20 protein-coding genes and 1 pseudogene are annotated in these 23,506 nt (G+C 66.6%); 8 read left to right on the top strand and 13 right to left on the bottom strand.

Annotated features, from left to right (window positions below):
* Positions 1-41: 41 nt before the first annotated feature.
* Both GON09_RS05255 and GON09_RS05260 read left to right on the top strand, forming a co-directional pair.
* Positions 42-716: pseudogene (locus tag GON09_RS05255) on the top strand (replication protein); the annotation flags it as partial.
* A gap of 128 nt (positions 717-844) precedes the next feature.
* Complete coding sequence (locus GON09_RS05260) at positions 845-2,377, top strand: adenylate/guanylate cyclase domain-containing protein (protein WP_213930899.1); 1,533 nt, start codon at positions 845-847, stop codon at positions 2,375-2,377.
* Positions 2,378-2,453: 76 nt separating this feature from the next.
* Here the strand turns inward: GON09_RS05260 and GON09_RS05265 are convergent, their stop codons facing one another.
* A complete protein-coding gene (locus GON09_RS05265) occupies positions 2,454-3,053 on the bottom strand; it encodes a TetR/AcrR family transcriptional regulator (protein ID WP_307854317.1) in 600 nt (199 codons plus the stop codon).
* A 97-nt stretch (positions 3,054-3,150) separates the two neighbouring features.
* On the opposite strand from GON09_RS05265, the gene GON09_RS05270 reads away from it, so the two are divergent.
* Entirely contained in the window at positions 3,151-4,032 is an 882-nt protein-coding gene (locus tag GON09_RS05270; protein WP_307854318.1) for an oxygenase MpaB family protein, read from the top strand.
* Positions 4,033-4,218: 186 nt separating this feature from the next.
* Complete coding sequence (locus GON09_RS05275; RefSeq protein ID WP_213930900.1) at positions 4,219-5,502, top strand: competence/damage-inducible protein A; 1,284 nt, start codon at positions 4,219-4,221, stop codon at positions 5,500-5,502.
* Positions 5,503-5,695: 193 nt separating this feature from the next.
* Here GON09_RS05275 and GON09_RS05280 read toward each other — a convergent pair whose 3' ends face one another.
* On the bottom strand, positions 5,696-6,277 hold the full coding sequence (locus tag GON09_RS05280) for an ester cyclase (protein ID WP_307854319.1): 582 nt from the start codon (positions 6,275-6,277) through the stop codon (positions 5,696-5,698).
* A 113-nt stretch (positions 6,278-6,390) separates the two neighbouring features.
* Between GON09_RS05280 and GON09_RS05285 the strand changes: the two genes are divergently transcribed.
* A complete protein-coding gene (locus GON09_RS05285) occupies positions 6,391-7,149 on the top strand; it encodes a cutinase family protein (protein WP_213930901.1) in 759 nt (252 codons plus the stop codon).
* 56 nt (positions 7,150-7,205) lie between these two features.
* Here GON09_RS05285 and GON09_RS05290 read toward each other — a convergent pair whose 3' ends face one another.
* Both GON09_RS05290 and GON09_RS05295 read right to left on the bottom strand, forming a co-directional pair.
* On the bottom strand, positions 7,206-8,612 hold the full coding sequence (locus GON09_RS05290; RefSeq protein WP_213930902.1) for a selenium-binding protein SBP56-related protein: 1,407 nt from the start codon (positions 8,610-8,612) through the stop codon (positions 7,206-7,208).
* A 280-nt stretch (positions 8,613-8,892) separates the two neighbouring features.
* A complete protein-coding gene (locus GON09_RS05295) occupies positions 8,893-10,374 on the bottom strand; it encodes a glyceraldehyde-3-phosphate dehydrogenase (protein WP_213930903.1) in 1,482 nt (493 codons plus the stop codon).
* A gap of 665 nt (positions 10,375-11,039) precedes the next feature.
* On the opposite strand from GON09_RS05295, the gene ppnP reads away from it, so the two are divergent.
* Positions 11,040-11,363 (top strand): pyrimidine/purine nucleoside phosphorylase, encoded by a 324-nt coding sequence (ppnP, locus tag GON09_RS05300; RefSeq protein ID WP_059383442.1) that lies wholly within the window; start codon positions 11,040-11,042, stop codon positions 11,361-11,363.
* A 102-nt stretch (positions 11,364-11,465) separates the two neighbouring features.
* Here the strand turns inward: ppnP and GON09_RS05305 are convergent, their stop codons facing one another.
* The 6 genes from GON09_RS05305 to GON09_RS05330 form a co-directional block, all read right to left on the bottom strand.
* Positions 11,466-12,950: a DHA2 family efflux MFS transporter permease subunit gene (locus GON09_RS05305; RefSeq protein ID WP_213930904.1), complete on the bottom strand. Its 1,485-nt coding sequence runs from the start codon at positions 12,948-12,950 to the stop codon at positions 11,466-11,468.
* 64 nt (positions 12,951-13,014) lie between these two features.
* Complete coding sequence (locus GON09_RS05310; RefSeq protein ID WP_213930905.1) at positions 13,015-13,734, bottom strand: PadR family transcriptional regulator; 720 nt, start codon at positions 13,732-13,734, stop codon at positions 13,015-13,017.
* 220 nt (positions 13,735-13,954) lie between these two features.
* The gene (locus GON09_RS05315) at positions 13,955-16,129 is read right to left on the bottom strand and encodes an FG-GAP repeat domain-containing protein (RefSeq protein ID WP_213930906.1); all 2,175 of its coding nucleotides are present in this window, start codon (positions 16,127-16,129) and stop codon (positions 13,955-13,957) included.
* A gap of 48 nt (positions 16,130-16,177) precedes the next feature.
* A complete protein-coding gene (locus tag GON09_RS05320; protein ID WP_213930907.1) occupies positions 16,178-16,639 on the bottom strand; it encodes a hypothetical protein in 462 nt (153 codons plus the stop codon).
* A gap of 12 nt (positions 16,640-16,651) precedes the next feature.
* Positions 16,652-17,851, bottom strand: coding sequence for a S8 family peptidase (locus tag GON09_RS05325; RefSeq protein WP_213930908.1), 1,200 nt, complete (start codon positions 17,849-17,851; stop codon positions 16,652-16,654).
* Between the two features lie 95 nt (positions 17,852-17,946).
* Positions 17,947-18,642, bottom strand: coding sequence for a winged helix-turn-helix transcriptional regulator (locus GON09_RS05330; RefSeq protein WP_213930909.1), 696 nt, complete (start codon positions 18,640-18,642; stop codon positions 17,947-17,949).
* A 108-nt stretch (positions 18,643-18,750) separates the two neighbouring features.
* Between GON09_RS05330 and GON09_RS05335 the strand changes: the two genes are divergently transcribed.
* Positions 18,751-19,767, top strand: a complete 1,017-nt coding sequence (locus GON09_RS05335; protein WP_213930910.1) for an alpha/beta fold hydrolase — start codon at positions 18,751-18,753, stop codon at positions 19,765-19,767.
* On the opposite strand, the gene GON09_RS05340 is transcribed toward GON09_RS05335, so the two are convergent.
* From GON09_RS05340 to GON09_RS05350, 3 genes are read right to left on the bottom strand one after another with little or no spacing between them, the layout of a single operon-like run.
* Complete coding sequence (locus tag GON09_RS05340; protein WP_213930911.1) at positions 19,676-20,299, bottom strand: LutC/YkgG family protein; 624 nt, start codon at positions 20,297-20,299, stop codon at positions 19,676-19,678. The two genes, GON09_RS05335 and GON09_RS05340, sit on opposite strands and share 92 nt — an antisense overlap.
* A complete protein-coding gene (locus tag GON09_RS05345) occupies positions 20,296-21,798 on the bottom strand; it encodes a LutB/LldF family L-lactate oxidation iron-sulfur protein (RefSeq protein ID WP_213930912.1) in 1,503 nt (500 codons plus the stop codon). The genes GON09_RS05340 and GON09_RS05345 overlap by 4 nt, the downstream gene beginning before the upstream one ends.
* The gene (locus tag GON09_RS05350; protein WP_213930913.1) at positions 21,795-22,559 is read right to left on the bottom strand and encodes a (Fe-S)-binding protein; all 765 of its coding nucleotides are present in this window, start codon (positions 22,557-22,559) and stop codon (positions 21,795-21,797) included. Before GON09_RS05350 ends, GON09_RS05345 begins: the two co-directional genes overlap by 4 nt.
* A gap of 226 nt (positions 22,560-22,785) precedes the next feature.
* Between GON09_RS05350 and GON09_RS05355 the strand changes: the two genes are divergently transcribed.
* Positions 22,786-23,496, top strand: a complete 711-nt coding sequence (locus GON09_RS05355; RefSeq protein WP_213930914.1) for a FadR/GntR family transcriptional regulator — start codon at positions 22,786-22,788, stop codon at positions 23,494-23,496.
* Positions 23,497-23,506: the final 10 nt, after the last annotated feature.

Here is a 23,506-nt window from a genome sequence, read left to right on the forward strand (position 1 = left end):
CGGACGCTGGCACGATGCCACCACGCCGCCGGTTCGGGCGGCGACAATCGAATAAGGCCCGCCAGGTGCTCGTCTGGTTGCTGTCCAAACCGGACGACTGGCGCACCCGCGCCGACTCGATAGCGGCGCAATCGCCGAAGGAAGGACGCGACGCGATCCGGTCCGCCCTTCGCGAGCTCGCAGACCTCGGCTACTTGGTGCGAGAGAAGATCCAGAACGAACTCGGCCAGTGGATCACCATCCAGACCGTCTGCGAGCGTCCCGTCGCCGACCCGGCGCCTGAGAATCCGACCCGCGGCGGCGCGGACATCGGAGAGCCAGGCGCTCTTTCAAGTACCGATACACCAAGGACGGAAACCGACCGCACACCGCGCGTCGCGAAGGCACCGCTGAGTCCTGCGGTGGTCGAGCTCGCCGCGGCATGCAGACGGGCCGGCCTCACAGCGACCTTCGTCTACCTCAAACCTGATGCGGCAGCGGCGATCGAGGCACTCGTCTCGACGTACGGAGTGCCGGCGCTGGTGTCGGCAGCGAAATCTGTGCACAGACCGGGCAATCCGATGCGCCTGGCGCACGGCTGGTTGCCGTTGTGGCGGTCGCTGCCGACGCCCCGTGTCGTCCAACCGAAGTGCGACGACTGCGACGAGTACGGGTGGTTACCCGATGACGAGCTGGGGCGCGCAGTGCGGTGTGGGTGTCGGGCAGCTGCGGCCTGAGACTTCACGTCCCGCCGATCGCGTACAGGACGTCGCACGCGTCCTCGGGGCGACCGAAGCGCATCGCCGCAGGCTGCCGCAGTCGTACACAATGGTCGCGCGGCCGGTCGGCGCCTATTGTTGTTCCTATGGACCCGCCCGTGACGCGGTACATCCAGCGCGACGGCCACGCACTGGCGTATCAGGTGGTGGGCGAGGGGCCGCATCCGATCGCGTGGTTCTTCGAAGACATGATGCATCCGGACCTGATGTGGACCGATCCGCACTTTCACTACAACTTCGAACGCTGCTCCCGCTTCGCGCGTTCGTTGTTCTTCCAGCGCCGCGGATTCGGCCTGTCCGACCCTGTCGACCACGTCCCCACCCTCGAGGAGCAGGCCGACGACGTCGTCGCGGTGCTCGACGACGCCGAGGTCACTCAGGCCACACTCGTCGGCGCGGCCAGCACCTGCGGCGCCCTCGCCTTGGTCGCCGCTCGGTACCCCGACCGTGTCTCCGGACTGGTTCTCGCGGAGCCCTGGTCCGACGCCCTGCTGCCCGAGGACGGCGGTCCGCCACCGGGGTGGACCGCCTGCGAGCGAGACCGGTTCGTCGAGTCGTATCGGGATGTGTATGCATGCTGGGGCCAAGGGCAGCTCACGTCCCTTACGCACCCGACCCTCGACACCCCCCACAATCGACGCATCATGGCGTTACTCGAACGTTGCTCTGCCACACCGAGAACCGCCCGGGAACATCTCGAGTGGGCTCTCCGAGCGAACTACTCGTCGGTTCTGCCGGCAATCCAATGCCCGACGAAAGTGCTGCACCAGCCGGACAGCCTGTTCGCACGAGAGGCCGTTCGCAGGGTTGCCGCGCACGTCCCGAACGGCCGATTCTACGATCTGCCGCCGATCCCGGTCGGCGCAACGCTGGGTGAAGTGCTGATCCCTGTTCTCGACCACGTGGAGGAGCTTGCCAGCGGCGTGGACCATCCGGTCGATGCGGATCGGTTTCTGGGCACGGTCCTGTTCACCGATGTCGTCCGCTCCACCGACCTGCTCGCGGAGGTCGGTGACCGCCACTTCGCGAGGTTGCTGGGCGCGCACGACAGACTCGTGCGTGTGGAGGTCGAGGCCGGCGGAGGCACGCTGGTGGGCATCGCGGGCGATGGAACCCTCAGTGTGTTCGACGGTCCGGTGGCCGCCCTTCAGTGCGCACACCGGATCATCCGAACGACGACGACTCTCGGATTGACCTTGCGTTCCGGTGTGCACGTCGGGACGGTGACCCGCGCCGGTCCCGAGTTGACCGGCATGACGGTCCACATCGGAGCGCGGATCGCCGCTTCCTCCGGGCCTGCGGAGGTGCGATGCTCCCAGGCGGTCCGCGATCTCGCGGTAGGTGCGGAGTTCGATTTCACCGACCTGGGCCGGCATCGACTCAAGGGTGTGCCCGTTCAGGTGCAGATGTTCACGGCGACGATCAGGGCCCGGCCCACACAACCTGCGCTGCCACCACGCCCGACCGTCTCGGACCGCGCAGTACTGACCATGGCACGCCGGGCTCCCAGCATGCTTCGTGAGCTCGCCCGCCTCACCGACCGTCGTAACAGGGCACGGAACGTCAGGAACTCTCGTCGTGGCGACCCTCCGGAAGACAACGTGTCGACAAGGCCCTGAACGTGAGATGTCCACTCGCACTGTGGTGGCATGGCGTTCTGCTTTGCACACTGCCCGGGCTCCAGGGATGTCCAGATCAGGTGGGCAGGCCCTTCTCCATGAACGAGCGGAAAGCCCACCCGAGCGCGTCGCGGTCGCGGTAGGTACCGCTTTCGTAGCCGACCAGCAGATACATCGCGACCGTCGCGTTGCGCTCGGCGAGGTCACGATCGCCGGTGGCCTCGAAGTAGGCGTCGGCAATGATCCGGCGACGTTCCTCATCGGTGCCGGTCTGGACGGCGCGCACGTCGGGATCGTGAGCGGCCCACACCCGGATCGCGGCCTCGGAATCGTGGGGCAACTGCAGTCCGATGTCGATGAGCGCGGTGAGCCGTTCGACAGGATCGGAAATCTCCGCGGCGCGGCGGATGAGCAGGTCGCTCTTCTCTTCGCGCCAGTAACCGATGAGCGCTGTGGTGAACTCCGGCCAACTGGGAAACGCATGGTAGAAGGACCCGGTGGTGGCGCCGGCGGCCTTGCAGACGGTGGCGAGTTTGAGTCCGGCGTGGCCTTCGCGGCCGAGCACGTCGAGTCCGGCGTCGAGGAAGCGCAATTGGGCGCCGCGTGTGGGCCCCTTCCCTTTTCCGCCGTCCTTCGCCATACCCCCTTCTACCAGCCGGAAGGGTCCGGGGGTCACCTCCGGCCACTATCGTGTGACCCCTTGCACAAAAGTATAAGTCTACTTACACTCGGTTCCGATCGGTCCGCTCCCGTCCATCGAAGAGGAGACTCGCGTGAGCAAGACCAACCGCACCCTCGGCATGAACCCCGAAACCCACTTCCGAGAGATCTACCGAACGCTCTCCACCTACGAATTCCCGTGGGATATCAACCAAGCCCTCAGCTTCGCACTGTTCCGCACCTACGCGGTCCCCAGCGTGGGCAAACTCCTTTACGAAACAGGGCAATTCACCGAAGACACCCAGAAGCGCTACGACGACACCTCGCTCCTCCTCGAGGTCCCCCTACTGCACGGATTCGACAGCGAGGAAGGCAAGTCCGCGATCCGTCGCATCAATCAGATGCACCGCATGTACGACATCACCAACGACGACTTCCTGTACGTGTTGTCGACCTTCGTCGTCGTGCCGCAACGCTGGATCCGCGACTACGGGTGGCGACAACTCACCGACGACGAGCTCCTCGCCTCCGTGCGCTACTACCAGACACTCGGCCGTCACATGGGAATCAAGAACATCCCCGAGACGTTCGAAGGGTTCGAAACCTTGATGGACGATTACGAACACGAGCACTTCGCCTACGACGCGGGCGCGCGGGCTGTTGCCGACTCCACGATGGATCTGCTCGCATCGTTCTATCCGCGACCCGCGAAACGCATCGTGAACCTGTTCAGCCGCACCCTCATGGACGAACCCCTCCTCGACGCGTTCCGTTACAAGCATCCACACCCGCTCGCACGGAAGGCATCCCTGGCCGCCATGAAGGCACGTGCCTTCGCCGTCTCGAAGATGCCGGCGCGACGCAAGCCGAAGCACGTCTACGAGATGAGTCGGATCCGCAGCTACCCCAACGGGTTCGACATCCGGGCAATGGGCACCTTCGCGCCCGGCTGTCCGGTGGACCACTCGTCTCCGACAGCGGACAGCGTGGGCTGACGGTTACGCCCACCTATACCGCGCGGTCCTTGGAGGAGACCCACCGCGACACCGCTCGCCCGGAAGCCTGCATGTCGAGGACGAATGTCACCCGTCGAACGGGAAATTGGCATCGCCGTCTGTCTCGCCGCCTGACTTACCGAGGGCACAGCTGATCAGGACCCGTTGTCGACTAGGCTCGACGCCGTGAGCGTGCGTGCAGGAATCATCGTGACCGGGACCGAAGTGCTGACCGGGAGGATCGCCGACCAGAACGGACCGTGGTTGTCCGATCAGCTCTTGAAGCTCGGCGTCGACGTCGCTCACATCACGATCTGCGGCGACCGGCCCGCCGACCTGACCGCACAACTGCATTTCCTCGCCGACCAGGGCGTCGACCTCATCGTCACCAGTGGTGGTCTCGGCCCCACCGCCGACGATCTCACCGTCCCCACCGTCGCCGAGTTCTGCGATCGTGAGCTGCTGCTCGACCCCGAACTCGAAGAACACATCGCGAGTGTCATCCGCCGCTTCCGCCCGGACACCCCGGATCTCGACGCAGGGCCGACGCGTATCGGGATCCGCAAGCAGGCGTACGTTCCCGCCGGTGCCACCGCTCTGCCGCCCACGGGTACAGCGCCGGGCGTGGTCATCCCTGCGGTGGCGCGCAACCGGCCGGTCCCGACCATCGTGATCCTTCCCGGCCCGCCCGGTGAGCTGCAGGCGATGTGGCCGAGCGCGGTCACCTCACCTGCGGTCGCCGAGGTGCTGTCCCGAGCCGACGACCTACAGCAGGAAACTGTGCGCGCCTACGGGTTACACGAGGCGCAACTCGCCGAGACACTACGCCGGGCCGAAGCAGAGATCCCCGGCCTCGAGTGCCTCGAGATCACCACATGCCTTCGACACGGTGAACTCGACATGGTGACGCGATTCGCCTCCGGTGACGCGGACGTCTATCGTCGCCTGCTCGATGTCCTCACCGAACACCATGGACGCCAGATTTTCTCCACCGACGGTTCCACCATCGACGACCAGCTGATCGCAGCCCTCGACGGCCGCTCGATCGCGACCGCGGAGTCGTGCACCGGCGGACTCGTCGCCGCGCGTCTCACCGACCGCCCCGGATCGTCGGCGTATGTCATGGGTGGCGTGGTCTCGTACTCCAACGACGCGAAGTCCGATCTGATCGACGTACCGGCCGAGATGATCGCCGCGCACGGGGCGGTGAGCGAACAGGTCGCCGCAGCCATGGCCGAGGGCGCCCGACGTCGCCTGAAGGTCGACGTCGCGGTCTCCACCACCGGGATCGCCGGCCCCGACGGTGGCACCGAGGACAAGCCGGTGGGCACGGTCTGCTTCGGCGTCGCTATCGAGGGACGGCCGACCTACACCGTCACCCGCCGCTTCCCCGGGAACCGCGAGCGGGTTCGAACTCTCACCACCACGGCCGCGCTGCATCTGGTTGTCGCACAGCTCAATCGGGGCTGAGCCCGTACCCGCGCCCCTCGACGACCGTCAGCCCTCCCCCGCTGTTCTCGATTGAGCACGGAGAGAATCCACTTCGGCTCGGAGGTCGTGGATTTCATCGATATAGGGACGGGTCTCGGCGCGGACATCCGGGTCGAACGCCGGGGTCAGCCCGAATACGAACCCGTGTCTGCTCGTCCGTACTTCCAGCCGATCAGCGCGACGGGCGTCGGCGAACAAGGTGCCCGACACGAGTCGTGGCATTGAAGGCGGCCTTCAACGCACGGTCGGCGAACGACCTATCGGCTGGGAGCAGCTTGATCTGGCGGGCGAATTCCATCTGGTCGTAGCGCACGGTGTTGGTCACGACGTGTCCGTTCTCGAGGATGAAGTGGTCGAAGCCCTCGAGGTCGATATGCCGCCCTGTGGCGGCGATGCCGGCGAAGGTGCCGACATGCCGCCCGCTCAGGTGCCAGTGGACAAGGACGTCGTTGCCCGCCTCGGCGATCGAGATGATCTCCAGGGTGAAGTCGGCGAGAGCGACGAAGACCTCTTCGAAGTAGGCGGCGATCTCGGCGTAGCCGTGGCATGTCCCGTAGGGAAATGCACAGTGGAGTCGGCGGTCCAGAACGTGTGCAGACTGTCGAGATCCTGGGCGTCGACGCGATCGATCGCCCACCGGACGAGTTGCGTTGCGGATGCGTCGCTCGGCGGTGCGGTCGTGGTCGTGGTCGTGGTCGTGGTCGTGGTCGAAGTCGAAGTAAAGGTGTGATCGGGCATCTCTGCTCCCCTGCACGGAGGTGATCATGATCACCGCAAAGTTCGCAGCCTGAACATGCAGAACAAACGGGACGTCGATATCATCGGCGTGATTTGTTGTCTGTCGGGGGCACACGAGGAGAATCGCGCATGTCCCGGATCACTCGCAGACGCTCTCGCACGGTCGGCCTGCTTGCCGCAGGTTTGCTCACCGCAACCCTGAGCGTCGCGGGTCCGGTCGGTTCCGCGTCCGCCGATCCGGTCCGCAACTGCCCTGAACGGTATGTCCTTGCCGTCGACGGCACCCGCGGCTTCGAGACCCTCGACTCGATCGATCCGGAATCCCCGCTGGCGGAGATCTCCGCTCGCTACGAGGCTCCCGGCACCGTGGTCGAACACATCCGGTACCCGGCAGTGGTCGTACCGATGCCGGGTACCGGCTCGCACGACGACGGCGACGGTATAGACGACGACGGCGCCATCGCGTACGACAGATCGAAGCAGATCGGACATCAGCGGCTCCGCCAGACCATCACCGTCCGACACAGCACCTGCCCCGATGCTGAACTGTTGGTTCTCGGTTATTCGCAGGGTGCCTCGATCGCCGGCGACGTTCTTGCCGAGATCGCAGCCGACGGCTCCGTTCCCCCCGACCGGATCTCGGGCATTCTCTATTCCGATCCCCGCGACAACCGTGGCGTCGAGACCTTGTTCCCGGGTCGGGTCGTTCCAGGCGTGACGCTCGGCGGCGCCCGCGACGAATTCGGCGAGATTCACGTCGAACGAATCTGCATCGAACGCGACGCGGTCTGCGACGGCCGCACTCCCGACGACGGCAAGGACTGGCTGCGGGAGAGCGTGACGGGTTATCTCGAACTGCACACGAAATACCCCGAATACCAGCCCTGAGCAAGACGGGTCGGCAAGCGCGCCGACCGAGCGGAAGTCGCGGACCCGAGCAGTGGCTACCGATAGCAGTAGGAGTCGGAGGAGGCGTCGCCGCCCTGGAGGCGAACCTGGTGCGGCCGAAGACCCCTGAAGTCCTCACCGTGCGGGAAGAAGCGCTCGTCGATGTCCATCCCGCCGCGAGGGTCGGTATGCAGCAGCGCCATCCAGGCGCCGACCCCGTCCGGGTAGAACTGATCGTCCCAGGCGCCGTACAGGGAGTTGGTGACATAGACCCGCTTACCGTCCCGGCTGATCTCGACCATCTGCGGACCACCGGACAGCGGCTCGGTCGGTGCCGCCGGGTGTGCGCCGCGCCCGACGATCCCGCCGAGTCGGACGGACCCGGTCTCCTCGGGATGGGCGGGATCCCGCACGTCGAACTGCTTGAGCTCGCCGGTGCCCCAGCACGAGACGTAGAGGAACGCGTCGTCGACGGACAGGTCGATATCGGTGATCAGCGGCGGCACCGCACCGAACGGCTTCAGCGCCGGCGGCAGCAGGTCCGGTTCGGCCGGCTCGGCCGCGACAGTGATCACCTTGTCCACCGCCCAGCCGTCATCACCGTGGTGCCAGCGCCACACCGACGCGGACAGGTCCTCGGTCGAGACGACCACGCCGACGAAACCCCACGTGGCCTCGGGGTCGTGCGACGGGCGCAGCTCGAGCGGCATCTGATACTGCGCGCCGAGGTCCACTCGCTGCTGGTGCGCGCCCGTGGACAGGTCCCAGAAATGAATCGCATGGCCGTATTCGTTCGCCAGTAGTAGCTCGGGCACCAACCCGTCCTCGATCATCGACGGTGTGCCCCATTCGCTGCTGACCAGCGTGTTCTGGTTGAGATGCCACCAGGCGTCGTACGCGAAATACTGCGGCCCCCGGTCGGTTTCCCATTGCCGGAGCACGTCGAATGTGCCGTGATCGAGCAGGGCGATCCCGCCCGGACCGTCCGATCCGTCGGCACCGCCCAGGCAGGTCATGAACACGCCGTCCGGTCCACAATGCAAGGTGTGTGGTCGGGAGTAGCCCGCCTTGGTGGCGAGGTCGACGGCGTCCACGACCTTGGTCACGGTCGGTTGACGCGGGTCGGGCCCGGTGTCGAGCACATACAGGGAAGACGAGCGTAGACCCGGCACGATCAGGTATCGGCGCGCCAGCCCCGCCATATCGTGGCCCTCGTGTTTCAACGCGCTGCTACAGGCGTTCCAACCGAAATGGTGCAGCTCGTTCCCCGAGCCGGGAACCTCGGTCCAGCCCACCACCCGGCCATAGGTGTCCGAGCCGGGATCCACGTCGATCACGCTCATCGCGTCGGGTTTGTCCGCCGCGCGATCGAACGCGGCCACGTAGGCCAATCGTTCCGGCGGGGCGGCGGCCGCGTCCGCTGCCGTCCGATAGAAGGTCGGGTCCGTGATTGGCTGACTCATTTCAGCCTCCTTTGTCGAGGAGACCCCACATGACAGAGTACGAGGATCGCGCGAGGGACGGAACCGTGGCGAACTCGCGGTAGGACGCCGCGAGCCGGTGTGCACTGCGCCGTGCTGTGGACCGGATCACGACGGTCGAGCGGTAGAGGTGCGGGCGGGTGAACCTCCGCCGAATACCGCAGCGGCCCAAGGAAAAAGGGAACCCATCCTCAGGCGAGGATGGGTTCCCTCGTCGACGAGTCCCTGGAAGACTGTCGCTACTGCAATCCTTGCAGGGCCGCTATCCCTGTGCAGCGGCAGGCGTACCGACAAGTTCCACGGCACCGCCGTCCGTGAGGGGATAGACGGGGTACTCCACACCCGACAGGTACTGGACGGTACGCACCACCTGGCACGAGTAGCCGAACTCGTTGTCGTACCAGACGTAGAGAATCGCGGTGTCACCGTCGACGATCGCTGCGTTGGCGTCGATGATGCACGCCGCGCGCGATCCGATGAAGTCGCTCGACACGGCGTCGGTGGCCGAGGTGTAGTCGAGGTTGCGACGCAGCGCCCCGGTGAGCGACTCCTGGTGCAGGTGCTCGAGCACCTCGCCCTTGGTGGTCTCACGAGTCAGCTGAAGATGAAGAATCGCGACGGACACATCCGGCGTAGGGACGCGGATCGAGTTGCCGGTGATCTTCGCCTTCAGATCGGGAAGCGCCTTCGCGACCGCCGAGGCTGCCCCGGTCTCGGTGAGCACCAGGTTGAACGGCGCGGAACGACCCCGACGGTCGGCCTTGTGGTAGTTGTCCAGCAGGTTCTGATCGTTGGTGAACGAGTGCACCGTCTCGACGTGGCCACGCACCACACCGAACTTGTCGTCCATGGTCTTCAGCGGCGGCACGATGGCATTGGTGGTGCAGGACGCACACGACACGATCTTCTCGTCCGGATCGAGGTCGCGGTGGTTGACGCCGTGCACGATATTCGGGACGTCACCCTTGCCCGGCGCGGTGAGCACCACCTTGGCGATACCGGGGCGGAGATGCTTCGACAGTCCGTCACGGTCGCGCCAGATCCCGGTGTTGTCGATCAGGATGGCGTTGTCGATGCCGTACTCGGTGTAGTCGACGCTCTCCGGATCGTTGCTGTAGATGAACTTGATGACGTTGCCATTGGCGATCAGGGTGTTGTTCTCGTTGTCGACCTTGATGGTGCCACTGAATTGTCCGTGGACGGAGTCGCGACGAAGCAGAGAGGCACGCTTGGTCAGGTCGTCACTCCCACCCTTCCGGACCACCACAGCCCGGAGGTTCAGACCGTTACCCGAACCGGCCTTCTCGATGAGCAGACGCGCGACGAGCCGACCGATTCGCCCGAATCCGTACAGGACCACGTCCTGCGGTTTCGCGGGGCTCGTCTGGGCGCCACCAACCAGATCCGAGAGGCTCTCAGCGACGAACTCCGGGATGGACCGTGCCGCCCCCTCGGTGTGATACGCCGTCACCAGCAGGCCGAGATCGATCTTCGACGGTGGCAGGTCGAGATCCGTCAGCGCTTCGAGGAACGGGAATGTGGCCTCGACGGACAGCTCGTCGCCGCGGATCTGCCGCGCGAAACGATGGGTCCGCAGGATGCCGATGACCGACTTGTTCACGAGGGAACGGCTGTGAAGCAGGATCGTGACCGAGTGCCGGCGGTGCAGATTGCCGATGATCGGGATCATTGCTTCCGCAATAGCCTCTTGGGAGTTCCACTGTGCCAATTCCGGGGTGCTCACTGCGCTCCTCTGCCTTTCGGGCTCGTCTGACCCGTCGCAGGCTGTGGGGTGCCGCCCGGACGAGACGCACGTCACTCGCCGGCCGGCGTTCCGGATCGGTGGAACCGTTCGCGACCGACGCCGATTACGGCGTGCGCAACGACAAGCATATGAAAGCGCTTCCGCGGGTCGACGCCCGGTAGCCGAAACCTCTCCCGCGTGCGGCGCCTGCTCGTCTCTCGGGCGAACCGCACCCTCGTTAGGGCACCGCGGGGCTCGACGAGGACCCCGACGTATCGTTGTCGAGGACGTCCGTTCGCCGTGCCCCGGGCCGCGCTGCCTGCGTGTCCACCGTGCCGCCCCGAGGCACCGGTACCGAACGCGAACCGCTCCGGCATCCGTGCGGTCGCCTCGAGCGCACGGGGGACCGGGAGGCTCGCCGACCAGAACGGACCATGGTTGTCCGACCACCTCGTTCCCCCTCTCCGACTGCGACACGCATCTCTCGGGACACAACCACGTCGCCCCGGGCACGGCCTTGGTAGCCGGCAAGTGGACGACCCGTGGGTGAGGTTCACAACCCTGATGGTCGACCATTCGGGTTGTGAGCCTTACTTCTGCGTTGTGAGCCCTCCCTCGACCCCCGCCGACCGGCGACCCGCATCCGCGTCGCTACGCTCCAGCTCATGAGTGAGCCGACTTCGACCTATGCCAACGTGACGCTCGACCCGCGTGCCAACGTCTATTTCGACGGCAAGTGCGTCAGCCACAACTTCCATCTGGCGGATGGAACCCGCAAGTCGGCCGGCGTGATCCTGCCCGCCACACTGAATTTCGGCACCGCCGCGCCGGAGGTCATGGAGCTGCACAGCGGCGCGTGCCGCGTCCGACTGGCCGGCAGCGAGGACTGGACCTCCTACGGTGCCGGCGATTCCTTCTCGGTGCCCGGCGACTCCTCGTTCGACATCGAGGTCACCGAGGCCGTCAGCTACGTCTGCCACTACGGCTGACCTCACTTCGACAAACGACACGCTCCCACCGAGTACTGCACTCGGTGGGAGCGTTTTTCCTTCGTGCCCCAGGACAGGACGACCACTACGAGAGTGCCCCGCTCAGCCGGTGACCTCGGCGCGATCGGGTTCGGTTCCGGTCTGCGCCCTCCGCTGCGACGAGGCGTGGCCGACGAACATCGCCGACGCCACGATCCCGATGATCAGGACCGACGCGGGCAGGAGCATCGACTGACTCAGCGCAGTACTGAACTTTTCGGCGACCTGCGCCGGGAGAGCGGTTCCCATCGCGGCGCCTCCCTCCCCGGCCTGTACCTCGCCGAGTCCCTGCGCGGCCATCCGCGACGAGATCAGAGCACCGATCGCCGCACTGCCCAGCACCGAACCGACCTGGCGGGTGGTGTTGTAGATGCCGGCACCGGCGCCCGCCTGATGAATGGGCAGATTGTGGGTTGCGGTGGAGGCCAGCGGTGCCCAGATACACGAATTCGACACGCCTGCAACGGCGGCGATGATCAAGAACAGCACGATCGGACTGTCCGGCGTCATCAGCACCGCAAAGCCGAAGACCGTCGCCGAGAACAGCGTGAAGCCGATGGTGGGCAGGACCCGCGGTGGCATCCGATCGGAGAACTTGCCGACGAGCGGTGCCGTCAGACCCGTGACGATCGCCATCGGGGCGAAGATCAGGGCGGCTCGCGTGGGGGAGAATCCGCGGACGGTCTCGAGATAGAAGTAGGCCGGAACCATCAGGGCGGTCATGGCTGCGCCCATCGACGAGATGGCGATGTTCGACATCGAGAAGTTCCGGTCGCGGAACAGGCTCAGCGGCACCAACGGTTCACCCTTGTTGCGGGCCTGATTGACCACGAACAGCACCATCACCGCGATGCCCGCGACGATCATCACCCAAGTCCAGACGTCCCAGTCCCGGCTCGATCCTTCCTGGATGCCGAAGACCAGCAGGAACAGTCCGATACCACTGAGGATCACACCGACGACGTCGAACTTGTGCGGTTGGGTTTCGAGACTGGGCACGAGCCAGGCAGCCAACGCGAACGCCGCGACACCGATCGGGACGTTGATGTAGAAGATCCAGTTCCAGCCCTGCCAGTCCACCAGCACACCGCCGACCAGGGGGCCGAGCAGGGAGGCCAGGCCGGCGACCGCGCCCCACAGACCCATGGCGGCCCCTCGCTTGTCCGGCGCGAACGTGCGGGTGATGATCGCCATCGTCTGCGGCGTCATCAGCGCCGCGCCGAGTCCCTGGACGGCGCGGGCCGCGATGAGAATCTCGATCGAACCGGAGGCCGCGCACCACAGCGATGCCGCGGTGAATACCACCAGACCGGCGAGGTAGACGTTCTTCGGCCCGAACCGGTCGCCGAGGCGACCGGTGAACAGCAGGGGCACCGCATAAGTGAGCAGATAGGCGCTGGTCACCCAGACGACTTGATTGATGTCTGCCCGCAGGTCGGCCATGATCGCCGGGTTGGCCACCGCGACGATGGTCAGGTCCAGCAGGATCATGAAGAACCCGACTACCAAGGCCGACAGGCCCCACCACGGATTACGTTCGGTCTTCATCGATGTCGTTCCTGTCCGTACCGGCCGAGCGCGACCGGCGATCTATCGGTGCGAGATGTCATGGTCAGGTCGAAACCCGCGGCCGCTCCGGGGCGCCGACTGCGCTGTTCCTCCGCAGCTCGGCGAGAGTCTCGTCGGTCAGCGCCGCACCCCAATCGCGACCGAGATCGCGAGGCGGGTCCGGGATCCGTGCGCCTTCGGCGTCGAAGCTCTGCCACGCGAGAGAGCCGTCACCGATCTCGCCGATCAGCCCCCGCAACCATTCCGCTTCGTGAGCGGTTCTGTCGCGGAGGAAGTCGACGGCCACCCAGTAGCGCCGGGGCACGTCGTTGTCCACGGCCCAGGCACGGATGGCGTCGAGTTCGACGAGCTCGTCCCCGAGTCGGTCGATGCGTTCGCCGAGCAGGGCGACGACCTCGTCGGCCGGCAGATTGTGCGATTCGGCGAGGCCGAGAGGAAAGATCGGATACTCCCGAGCCGGTCGACGAATGATCTCCGCAATGCGGGCCCGCACCGCCTCAGCTCCGGCTGCCGTGATGCTGTAGGTGGTGCGCTCGGGTCTGTTGCCTGCGCGTTCGGTGCCCGCCTGACGGATCAGTCCGCTCTCCGCCAGACGGGAGACGGTGTGGTACAGCGAACTGGGCCGCAGCTTGATCAGGTTGTCTTCCCGGCGCTTGAGCAGAAGCTGATGCATTTCGTAGGGATGCATCGGTCTCTCCTCGAGCAACCCGAGCACGGCGATGGCTATCGGCGTCAGGACGGCGATACGGGATTGTTCGGACACCGGTCCTGCCTCCTTCGATTGTCGGGAGGGCGTTCGGGAACCGCGACTGTTGCCCCTCGAATAGTCGACGCCGAATATACGACGTGGACTATCCTACGGACAACAACGCCACCTTCCTGACGTTCGTCGCTGCGCTGGACGTGGGATAGGCGCGGATCAGGGTTCCGACCGGTGCGACGCATCGGCCGGAACCCTGATCCGGTGACGAATACTGCTCCCGTCACGCCCTGTGCAACCACACACCGGCGCTGCCGAACCCGACGATGTCGGCGCGCCCGTCACCGGTGGTGTCCGCCAGGAACCGCGGATGTCGGTCGACCCGCCATCCACCGGCGTCGTAACCGAAGTTGGTGACGGTCAATCCGGGCGCGTCGAATCCGCCGTTGCCGAGCGCGCGCGACACGTAGACGCCGGCAGTGCCGAATCCGACGATGTCCGCGCGACCGTCGCCGGTCGTGTCCGCCATGAAGCGCGGATGGCGTTCGATTCGCCATCCTCCGGCGCTGTAGGCGAAGTTGTCGACGACGCGCGTGACCGGTCCGAACGTCCCGTCGGCTTGCGCCTGTGAGACATACACGCCCGCATCGCCGAACCCGACGATGTCCGCCCGACCGTCACCGGTCGTGTCCGCCAGGAACCGCAGATGCCGCTCCACTCGCCATCCACCGGCGGTGTACCCGAAGTCGTCCACCACCCGCGTCACCGGACCATACGTTCCGTCGGCTCGTGCCCGGGAGACATACACGCCCGCATCGCCGAACCCGACGATGTCCGCCCGACCGTCACCTGTGGTATCCGCCAGGAACCGCGGATGCCGCTCCACTCGCCATCCACCGGCGGTGTACCCGAAGTCGTCCACCACCCGCGTCACCGGACCATACGTCCCGTCGGGTCGCGCTCGGGAGACATATACCCCCGCATCGCCGAACCCGACTATATCGGCCCGGCCATCACCGGTCGTGTCGGCCAGGAATCGCGGATGCCGCTCTACCCGCCATCCACCGGCGGTGTAACCGAAATCGTCCACCACCCGCGTCACCGGACCGAACGACCCGTCCGCCTGCGCCCGCGAGATATACACCCCGGCATCACCGAACCCGACGATGTCCGCCCGACCGTCACCGGTCGTGTCGGCCAGGAACCGCGGATGCCGCTCCACCCGCCACCCACCGGCCTGGTACGCGAAGTCCTTGACGACGAGGCGCGGTGTTTCGAACCGTCCATTGGGCTGGGAGCGCGACACGTACACACCGGCATCACCGAATCCGACGATGTCGGCTCGGCCGTTGCCGGTGGTGTCCGCCAGGAACCGCGGGTGCCGATCGGTGCGCCACGATCCGGCGTTGTACCCGAAATTGTTGACGACGAGCTGCGGCGCCCATCCGAGGTGTCCGGGAGTGAAGCCGCAGACGGCGAACGTATTGCCCTTCATCAGGCACGGGACGCCGCCTTCGCCTGCGCAGTTCTCACAGTTGCCGTTGGCGAGTCCGTACCGCCCGAACGCACCGCCGCACGTGCAACCGCTGTCCGCGTACTCGTCCGGACAGCCGAAGATGTGACCGGTCTCGTGCGCGAACACCCGGTCGATGTTGTCCGGACCCCAACCGTCGTTGTTGTAGTCCATGACGACCCGGGGCGCACCCGCGTACGCGAAGTGACCGAGCGGATACTTCGTGAAGAAGGCGCAGTACGTCCAGCGGGTCCCGTAACGGTTGCGGATGTCTTCGACATAGGCACCCACGCCACTCCAATCGGCGCTGTATCCCAGCACGCCCATCGCCGGATCACGCCAGAGCGCCTCCAGGTCGGCAGCAGACGGGTCCGCCTGCACAGCCACGTTGACGTTCTGGATGTCGTAGGAGAAGGAGATGCCTGCCAAGGGATTTGCGGTGGCGAGCCATCCCAGACCGTTCTGGACCTCGGCAACCACCTTCACGACCTCTGCCTCGGAGAAGCTCAGTGCCGCAGTCGGTCCCTGAACGATGACGATACCGACCGCCACCGACCCCTCGAGATAGGAACTCGTCGGTCCCGCCTCCGACTCGCTGTCTCCCGGTGCTGCCTGACGCGGGACGGACACGACCGACGTGCAGTCCCCCATATTCCACTCTTCACCGTCACGCGGTCGGTCCTCCTTCGCCCGACGGTATTCGGCAGATTGTCGCAACCGTTGCGCCGCGAGACCCAGGGTCTCGACCTCGGTGGGGTCGCCGACCAGGTCCCCAGCGTCTCGGGACTCCGGGACGGATTCCTCCGCGGATACCTCCGGAGCAGCAAGAATGGCGATCCGTCCGTAACGATGGATCGTCCGTTCCTGTGCCTCTTCGCTCGGATCCGCAGCGCGTACGTCGTCCGCGCGCACGACGCGTTCCGTGAGGTGTAGATCGCCGGCCATTTCATTCTCCTGATGTGGAAACTGGTGTGGAAACCGGCCCGGTGCACGTCACCGGCCGGGGATATCCGGCGGTTCGAACCCGGGAGCGTCCCAGTTCGACCCCTCGCCGGGGCGCGTCTTCGGCGCGCTTCGAGCGGCCCAGGCGTCCACGAACAGCTGCTCCTCGGGCGACAAACCGAGTGGCCCGCCCTCGGGGGCAGTGTCGTAGATCTCCAGGACGCCAGGGATTCTTCGAATACCCTCCCTTACTTCGGGATCCGTGAGGACGAGGAGCAGCCGTGGCCGAAGCAACTGGGTCACCGAGGCGACGGCCTCGATCTCGGCAAGGGCCTCGTCGGCCTGCTCGGGGGCAAGGACGACCAGTTGCTCTCGATGTGTCTCGATCACGGATGCTTCCCCACCCTTCGACGTGCTGTCTCGTCGTGGATTCGTGGCGTCGCGCGAACAGGCCATCGCCGACACCAGGACCACGAAGAACAGGACTACGCAGCCGACGGAGGTCGTACGCACAGCCCGCCGTCCTCACGGCGCGGTGGCCAGCCCCGCGCCTGCATCGGTCTGCGGCAGCGGCAGCACCTCGGCTCCGTCGACCAGCGTTTTCCAGAGTTCCTTTCCGGTCTTCGCCGTGCTCTGCACGATGAGCGCCGCCAATCCCGCCACGTGGGGTGTGGCCATGGACGTTCCGCTGATCGTGTTGTAGCGGTCCGGCATCGGCCATGACGAGTACACGTCTACACCGGGTGCGGCGATGTCGATGGCGCCACCGGGAACCACGGTGGCTCTGGCGGAGAAGGCTGCCATCTTCAGGTCGGACGCCAGTGCCGCGACCGCCATGATCGACGGCGAGTTCGCGGGGCTTCCGACGAATCCGGGGTCCGCCGGCCGGCGCGCATTGTTACCCGCGGCCGCGATGATCAGCGTTCCGGCGGACAGTGCACGCTGTCCGACGGCCTCGTACGCCGATACTGGCTGAGGTACGTTGGCGCCGAGCGACATCGAGACCACATGGCATCCGTTGGCCAACGCCCATTCGATCCCGGCGAGGATCGTGGAATCGGACCCGCTGCCCTGATTGCTCAGCACCTTCCCGACGAAGATCGCGGCCCGTGGCGCGACGCCGTAACCGCGCGCGTTCGGAAGATTCCGCGGGCCGCACGACGTGCCGACGCAGTGGGTGCCGTGACCGTTCCCGTCCTGGACGGCCTGGCCTGCGATGAACGACTTGCTGGTGATCGTCCGGCCCGCGAAGTCCGGATGGTTCAGGTCGAACCCGGTGTCGAGCACGGCTACCCGGACGCCCGCCCCATCGAACTGCGACGCGAGCGCACGGGTGGCCTGTAGGCCCCAGGTGTGCCTGCGACCGTCCGCCAGGTGCGTCTCCATGGCCGGCGGTGCCGCCAGGCTATGGACGACGTGTTCGGGTTCCACGGCCACGATCGCGGGATCCTGGCGTGCGACTTCCTCGAGTGATTCGACCTGAGACCCGTCGACTGCGGCGACAGCCACCCCGAGTCGTTCGAAGATGGTTGCGTCGGCGGATTCGAGTTCGTCGGCGGGAACCGCTTCGGGACCCGCCTCGTCGCTGGAGGCGATCGAGTTCACGCCGCTGATCGCCTCGAGCGCGGCCACACGTTCCTCGTGGGTGCTGTCCTCGGTGAAAGTGATGATCTGCCGGCCCGTGGTCTCGGCTTCGACACGGCCGTCGGCATCGTCCGTCATCATGATGTGTTCCTCTGATCCGAAGAGTGACAAGAAATGCGGGAGAATCCCGCGGGATCAGTATGGGAACCGGGCGATGCCGCCGCCTGCGTAGACGACTACCCCATTTCGACGGGACGGGTGGCGCCACTGGTGCGTAGCCGGAACCATTCCCCCACACGCGAAACCAGTTCGGGATCACCTGCAGCCGTGACCGATCCGTCCCCGCACGCGCGCGACCAATCGCACCGACCGCGGGCGAGCGCCAGCAAGGCCGGCATCGACGACTCCACGTACACGTAGCGGGTCGGGTCCAGCAGCGGATCGGTGAGGCATCCGTAGGGCTCAGCGCCGCGCTGCACGACGAGCCAGTACCTGCGGTCGCACCGCTGATGCGGCCGGAACTCGAGGACGACCGGCCGGACCGGACAGTGGGCGCGATCCACCCGTTGCGCCAGCCAAGCGAGCACGACGTCCGGGTCGCGTTCGACCATCTCCGGATCGTCCGGCAGCCATGCCTCCGCCCAGGTGCGCAGCGCGCCGAGCGGTGTCATCAACCCGAGACCGACGTCGGTGAGACGATAGTCCGGGTGCGGGCCCTCGCAGCGGGACACCACCCCCAGCATCTCCAGCCGGCGCAACCGGTCGGCGAGCACCGATCGCGAGATGCGGCCGGGCAACCCGGTGGCCAGGTCGTTGAAGCCCTGCGGCCCGAAGGTCCCCAGCTGCCGTACGACGAGCAGACTCCACCGGTCACCGAGGTGTTCGATGGCCTTGGTGAAGGAGCAGTACCCGACGGATCCGCTCGCGCCCACACCTCGAGTGTCCCACCGCCCGACCCCCGTGCGCGGTTCGGATTTCGAACTGGTCACGCCGTGTTCGACGACGGATCGTGAAGACGAGGACGAGATCCGGAGGTCATCATGAACACCCAGACGCGCGTACCGAGCCATCCGGCTCGGGTGCAGGACAGATACGACCGGATGGTCCGGAACGCGGGGGGCCGGAGCCGATTCATACGGACGCGGGCGGGCCGGGCACACGTAGTCGAGGCCGGTGACGGTGCGCCGGTCGTCCACCTGCACGGCAACAACACCTCGTCGTTGTCGCATCTGATGCTGCTCGAGCACACGACGGCAGTGCACTCGTACCTCGTCGATCGGCCGGGGTTCGGCCTGAGCGATCCGTCGGAGTTCCGCCGCGCCGACCTTCGGCAGCATGCGGTCGGCTTCGTCGAGGACGTGCTCGACGGGCTCGGACTCGAGTCGGCGGTCCTCGTCGGAGCGTCGGGCGGAGGGATCTGGTCGGTCTGGTACGCCCTCGATCGCCCGGCGCGGGTGCGGGGCGTGGTCATGCTCGGGTCCGTCCCGCTGCTGCCCGGTGCCCGGATTCCGCCGGATATCCGGCTCATGGCGACCCCGGTGCTCGGACAATTCCTCGGGCGCACGGTGAAGCCGGGTCGGCGGATGCTGCTGCACCTGCTGTCCTCGATGGGTGAGGGCGACACGATCCGGCGGTACCCGGAACTGCTCGACTCGCTCGTCGACGCGGCGCACGACCCCGTCGCGCGGGCGGCGAACGTGGCGGAGTTGCGGGCGATCCTGTCGCCGTTCGGCCCGCGGCCGGCAGCCAGGATCCGCCCGGAGGCGCTGCGCCGGCTACAGGTCCCCACGCTGATGATCTGGGGCGACCACGATCCTGTCGTGCGGGTGAGGGACGCGCAGGCGGTCGCGGAACTCGTACCGGACGCTCGACTGGAAGTGCTGGCCGCGGGGCATGTGCCGCAACTCGGCCGGCCCGCACGGGTGGCGGCGCTGATCGAGGAGTTCACCCGCTCGGTCAGCACACTCACCCGACGATCACCACCTCCAGGGTGCGGGGGCCGTGCACGCCCTCGACGCGTTCGAGTTCGATATCCGAGGTCGCCGACGGTCCGCTGATCATCGTGATGGGCCGGTCCGGGACGAGCCGGGCCAGCGTTTCGGGTACTCCCACCTCGACGTCGCTCATCGCCACCACGCACACGTGCAGGTCGGGGACCAGCGTCAGCGCGCGTCGTCCCTGGCCGGGGCTGCCATCGAGAAAGATTGTGCCCGTCTCGGCGCAGGTGACGGCCGAGGCGGTGACGACGCCGTCGAGCTCGCCGAGGTCGGCTGCGGGCCGGTCGGTGGAGTCGACCACCACGGCGCCGCCGAACTGCGCCGACCAGGACGGCTCCAGACCCTCCGGGATTCCCACGCGGCGCACCCCACGATCCGTGAGAATTCTTGCCAGCACGACGGGCAGATCCTCCGACGTGCTCGTGTGCACGTGGGCCTTGTAATCGACCAGCCGGTCCACCAGCAGTTCGCGGCGCTCCGCGTCCGGCAGGGTGCGTCCGAGCCGGTAGTCGCGCGACACCTCGACCGGCACCGGCGGTGCCAGGGTCTGAGCCGAGCGGATCCGGCCGAGAATCGCGTCGCGGCTGCTCATCTCTGCTGCCCTTCCTCGCGTGCCTCGGCGAGCGCGGCACGTCCTTCGTCGGATGCCCACCATTGCCGGAAGGTCCGTTTCGGCGGGGCCGGCATGTCGCGGGCGTCGGTCCAGCCGGCGAGCGGACCGGGCAGACTGGTGATCTTCCCCTTCTTCCCGGCGAGGACGCGGCCGAGTCCGGCGGCCTTCTGCGCGGCCGTCCAGCGTCGTGAGGACGACATCGCCAGCGACGCGGCCTTCATCGCCGCGGCCTCGGGTCCGAAACGGGCGTGTTCGACCTTCTGGTGCCGCAGTTCGACCAGCAGCGACGGGATGTCGATCTTCACGGGGCACGCGTCGTAGCAGGCACCGCACAGGCTCGACGCGAACGGCAGGCTGGAGTTGGGGTCGTCGGGTTGATCCATCCCGGCCAACTGGGGGCTGAGGACGGCGCCGATCGGACCCGGATACGTCGAGCCGTAGGCGTGGCCTCCGGTGCGCTCGTAGACCGGGCATACGTTCAGGCAGGCCGAGCATCGGATGCAGTGCAGCGCTTCGCGTCCGATCTCGTCGGCGAGCGCAGCGGTGCGACCGTTGTCGAGCAGGACGAGGTGGAATTCCTGCGGGCCGTCGCCGGGGGTGACCCCGGTCCACATCGACGTGTAGGGGTTCATGCGCTCCCCCGTCGACGAGCGCGGCAGCAACTGCAGGAAGACCTCGAGATCGCGGAAGGTGGGCAGCAGCTTCTCGATGCCCATGACGGTGATGAGGGTCTGCGGCAGGGTCAGGCACATGCGGCCGTTACCCTCGGATTCGACGACGGCAAGGGTGCCGGTCTCGGCGATGCCGAAGTTCGCGCCCGACACCGCGACCGGCACGGTCATGAACTTGTGTCGCAGGAACTTTCGTGCCGCGGCCGCAAGGTGACGGGGGTTGTCGTCGAGTTCCGGGTCGACGCCCGGCATCTCGCGCAGGAAGATCTCGCGGATCTCCGCGCGGTTGCGGTGGATGGCGGGGACGAGGATGTGCGAGGGCTTGTCGTGGCCGAGTTGGACGATGAGCTCCGCGAGATCGGTTTCGTAGGCCGCGATTCCTTGCGCCTCGAGGTGCTCGTTGAGACCGATCTCCTGGGTGGCCATCGATTTGACCTTGAGGACCTCGTCCGATCCCGTCCTCCGGATCAGCTCGGTGACGATGGCGTTGGCCTCGGCGGCGTCGGCCGCCCAGTGCACCACCCCCCCGCGGGCGGTGACCGCCTCCTCGAGCCGGATGAGCAACTCCGGTAGCCGGTTGAGCACGTCGGCCTTGATGGCGGCACCAGCGTCACGAAGTTGCTCCCAATCGGGCAGTTCTCCGGTCACGTTCAGTCGCTTGGCGCGGATCGTGTGGGTGGCCTTGCCGATGTTGCGGCGCAGCTGCGGGTTCGAGAGTTCCTGGCGCGCTGCGTCGGGAAACTTCTTCACGCCGCGCAGGTTTCCGGATCCGCGCGGGGGGACGACGGGCATACCGAGTGCGGTCACGCGGGTACTCCCTTGGGGGCGACGGCCGGTTCCACGGAGGCGAGGATCTCGGCAAGGTGGATAGTGCGGGTACCGGTACGCAGTCGTGTGAGACCGCCACCGATGTGCATCAGGCACGACGAGTCACCGGCGCTGCAGTATTCGGCGCCGGTGGCGGCGACATCGGTGAGCTTGTCGGCGAGCATCGCGGTGGAGGTCTCGGCGTTCTTGATCGCGAACGTGCCGCCGAATCCGCAGCACGAATCCGCCTGGGGCAGTTCGACGAGGTCGATCTCACGGACGGCACGCAACAGCTGGAGCGGCTTCTCCCCAACCCGCAGCATCCGCAACGAGTGGCAGGTCGGGTGATAGGTCACCCGGTGCGGGAAGTAGGCGCCGACGTCGGTGACTCCGAGGACGTCGACGAGGAATTCGGACAACTCGTAGGTTTTTGCCTTCACGGTGTCGACCCGCCCGCACAACGACGCGGAACCGTAACGGGAGGCGACGATGCCGTGCTGGTGACGGACGGATCCGACGCACGAGCCCGAGGGGGCGACGATCGCGTCGATGCTGCTGTCGTCGAAGGCCTCGACGTAGTTCTCGACGAGCGGCAGCGCGTCGGGTTGGTAGCCGGTGTTGACGTGCATCTGGCCGCAGCAGGTCTGGCGTTCGGGGAAGACGACGTCGTGCCCGAGCCGGGCGAGCAGGAGGGCGGTCGCCGAAACGGCTTCCGGGAACATCGTGTCGCCGAGGCACGTCGCGAACAGGGCGATTCGCATGGAGATCTCCGAATCCGGTATGTGGTCAGACCACATTGAACCATACGCTCGAGGATTCGATGCACGTTTTACGATCGTCACCGCCAACCCACCGGAGGTGCTGCGCCGGTGCCAGGGAGCCGCTGCCGCAATCGTCGCGAGAGCACGCCCTCGAGGTGATTCACGAGTCGACACCGGTGTTGTCCTGAATGCTCCCCCCATCGGGAATCGGCTAGGCTCTGAAGTCATGTCGTCGTCCGAGGGTCGCGCGTGGGAGCAGGTGCTCGACCGCCTCGAGCAGATGCTGGTCACGGGAGAACTCGGCCCGGGCCAGCGTCTGCCACCGGAACGAACGCTCGCGGCACAACTCGGCGTCGGCCGGTCCTCGGTTCGTGAGGCGCTGCGGGTGATGGAGGCCCTCGGACTGCTCAGCACCCACACCGGGTCCGGGCCGAACGCCGGTGCGATGATCGTCTCACGGCCCACCGGCGGAATGTCGATGCTCATGCGCCTGCAGGTGGCGGCGCAGAATTTCCCGGTGTCCGACATCGTCCGCACGCGCCTGGTGCTTGAGACGGAAGTGATGCAGACGCTGGCCAACCACACACCGGTACCGGAACTCGCGCAGGCCGAGGAAATTCTGGACGCGATGGACGATCCGGAGTTGGCCGCACCCGAGTTCCTGGTCCTCGACGCCCAGTTCCATGTCGCGATGGCCGACGCGGCCGGCAACCTCGTGGTCGCAGCGATGATGGCCGGTCTGCGCGACTCCATCGAGAGCTACGTCCTCGCGGGTGCACCGCACACCGACTGGCCCGCGACCTGTGTGCGGCTGCGTCACGAGCACCGCGGTCTCGTCGACGCGGTCCGCGCCGGCGATGCCACGCTCGCCCGGAAGTGCATCGTCGAGCACATCCGCGGCTACTACGCCCAGAGTGTCGGTGCCGACCCGTTCTGACCCTGCCCCC

This window comes from Rhodococcus sp. B50, from assembly GCF_013602415.1.
GTDB lineage: Bacteria > Actinomycetota > Actinomycetes > Mycobacteriales > Mycobacteriaceae > Rhodococcus.

What these genes read in the sequence shown, in the direction of transcription:
- GON09_RS05350 (WP_213930913.1), bottom strand. Translation starts at nt 22,559, where the DNA reads ATGCGAATCGCCCTGTTCGCGACGTGCCTCGGCGACACGATGTTCCCG.
- ppnP (WP_059383442.1), top strand. Translation starts at nt 11,040, where the DNA reads ATGAGTGAGCCGACTTCGACCTATGCCAACGTGACGCTCGACCCGCGT.
- GON09_RS05355 (WP_213930914.1), top strand. Translation starts at nt 22,786, where the DNA reads ATGTCGTCGTCCGAGGGTCGCGCGTGGGAGCAGGTGCTCGACCGCCTC.
- GON09_RS05290 (WP_213930902.1), bottom strand. Translation starts at nt 8,612, where the DNA reads ATGAGTCAGCCAATCACGGACCCGACCTTCTATCGGACGGCAGCGGAC.
- GON09_RS05325 (WP_213930908.1), bottom strand. Translation starts at nt 17,851, where the DNA reads ATGATGACGGACGATGCCGACGGCCGTGTCGAAGCCGAGACCACGGGC.
- GON09_RS05260 (WP_213930899.1), top strand. Translation starts at nt 845, where the DNA reads ATGGACCCGCCCGTGACGCGGTACATCCAGCGCGACGGCCACGCACTG.
- GON09_RS05335 (WP_213930910.1), top strand. Translation starts at nt 18,751, where the DNA reads ATGAACACCCAGACGCGCGTACCGAGCCATCCGGCTCGGGTGCAGGAC.
- GON09_RS05285 (WP_213930901.1), top strand. Translation starts at nt 6,391, where the DNA reads ATGTCCCGGATCACTCGCAGACGCTCTCGCACGGTCGGCCTGCTTGCC.
- GON09_RS05305 (WP_213930904.1), bottom strand. Translation starts at nt 12,950, where the DNA reads ATGAAGACCGAACGTAATCCGTGGTGGGGCCTGTCGGCCTTGGTAGTC.
- GON09_RS05315 (WP_213930906.1), bottom strand. Translation starts at nt 16,129, where the DNA reads ATGGCCGGCGATCTACACCTCACGGAACGCGTCGTGCGCGCGGACGAC.
- GON09_RS05340 (WP_213930911.1), bottom strand. Translation starts at nt 20,299, where the DNA reads ATGAGCAGCCGCGACGCGATTCTCGGCCGGATCCGCTCGGCTCAGACC.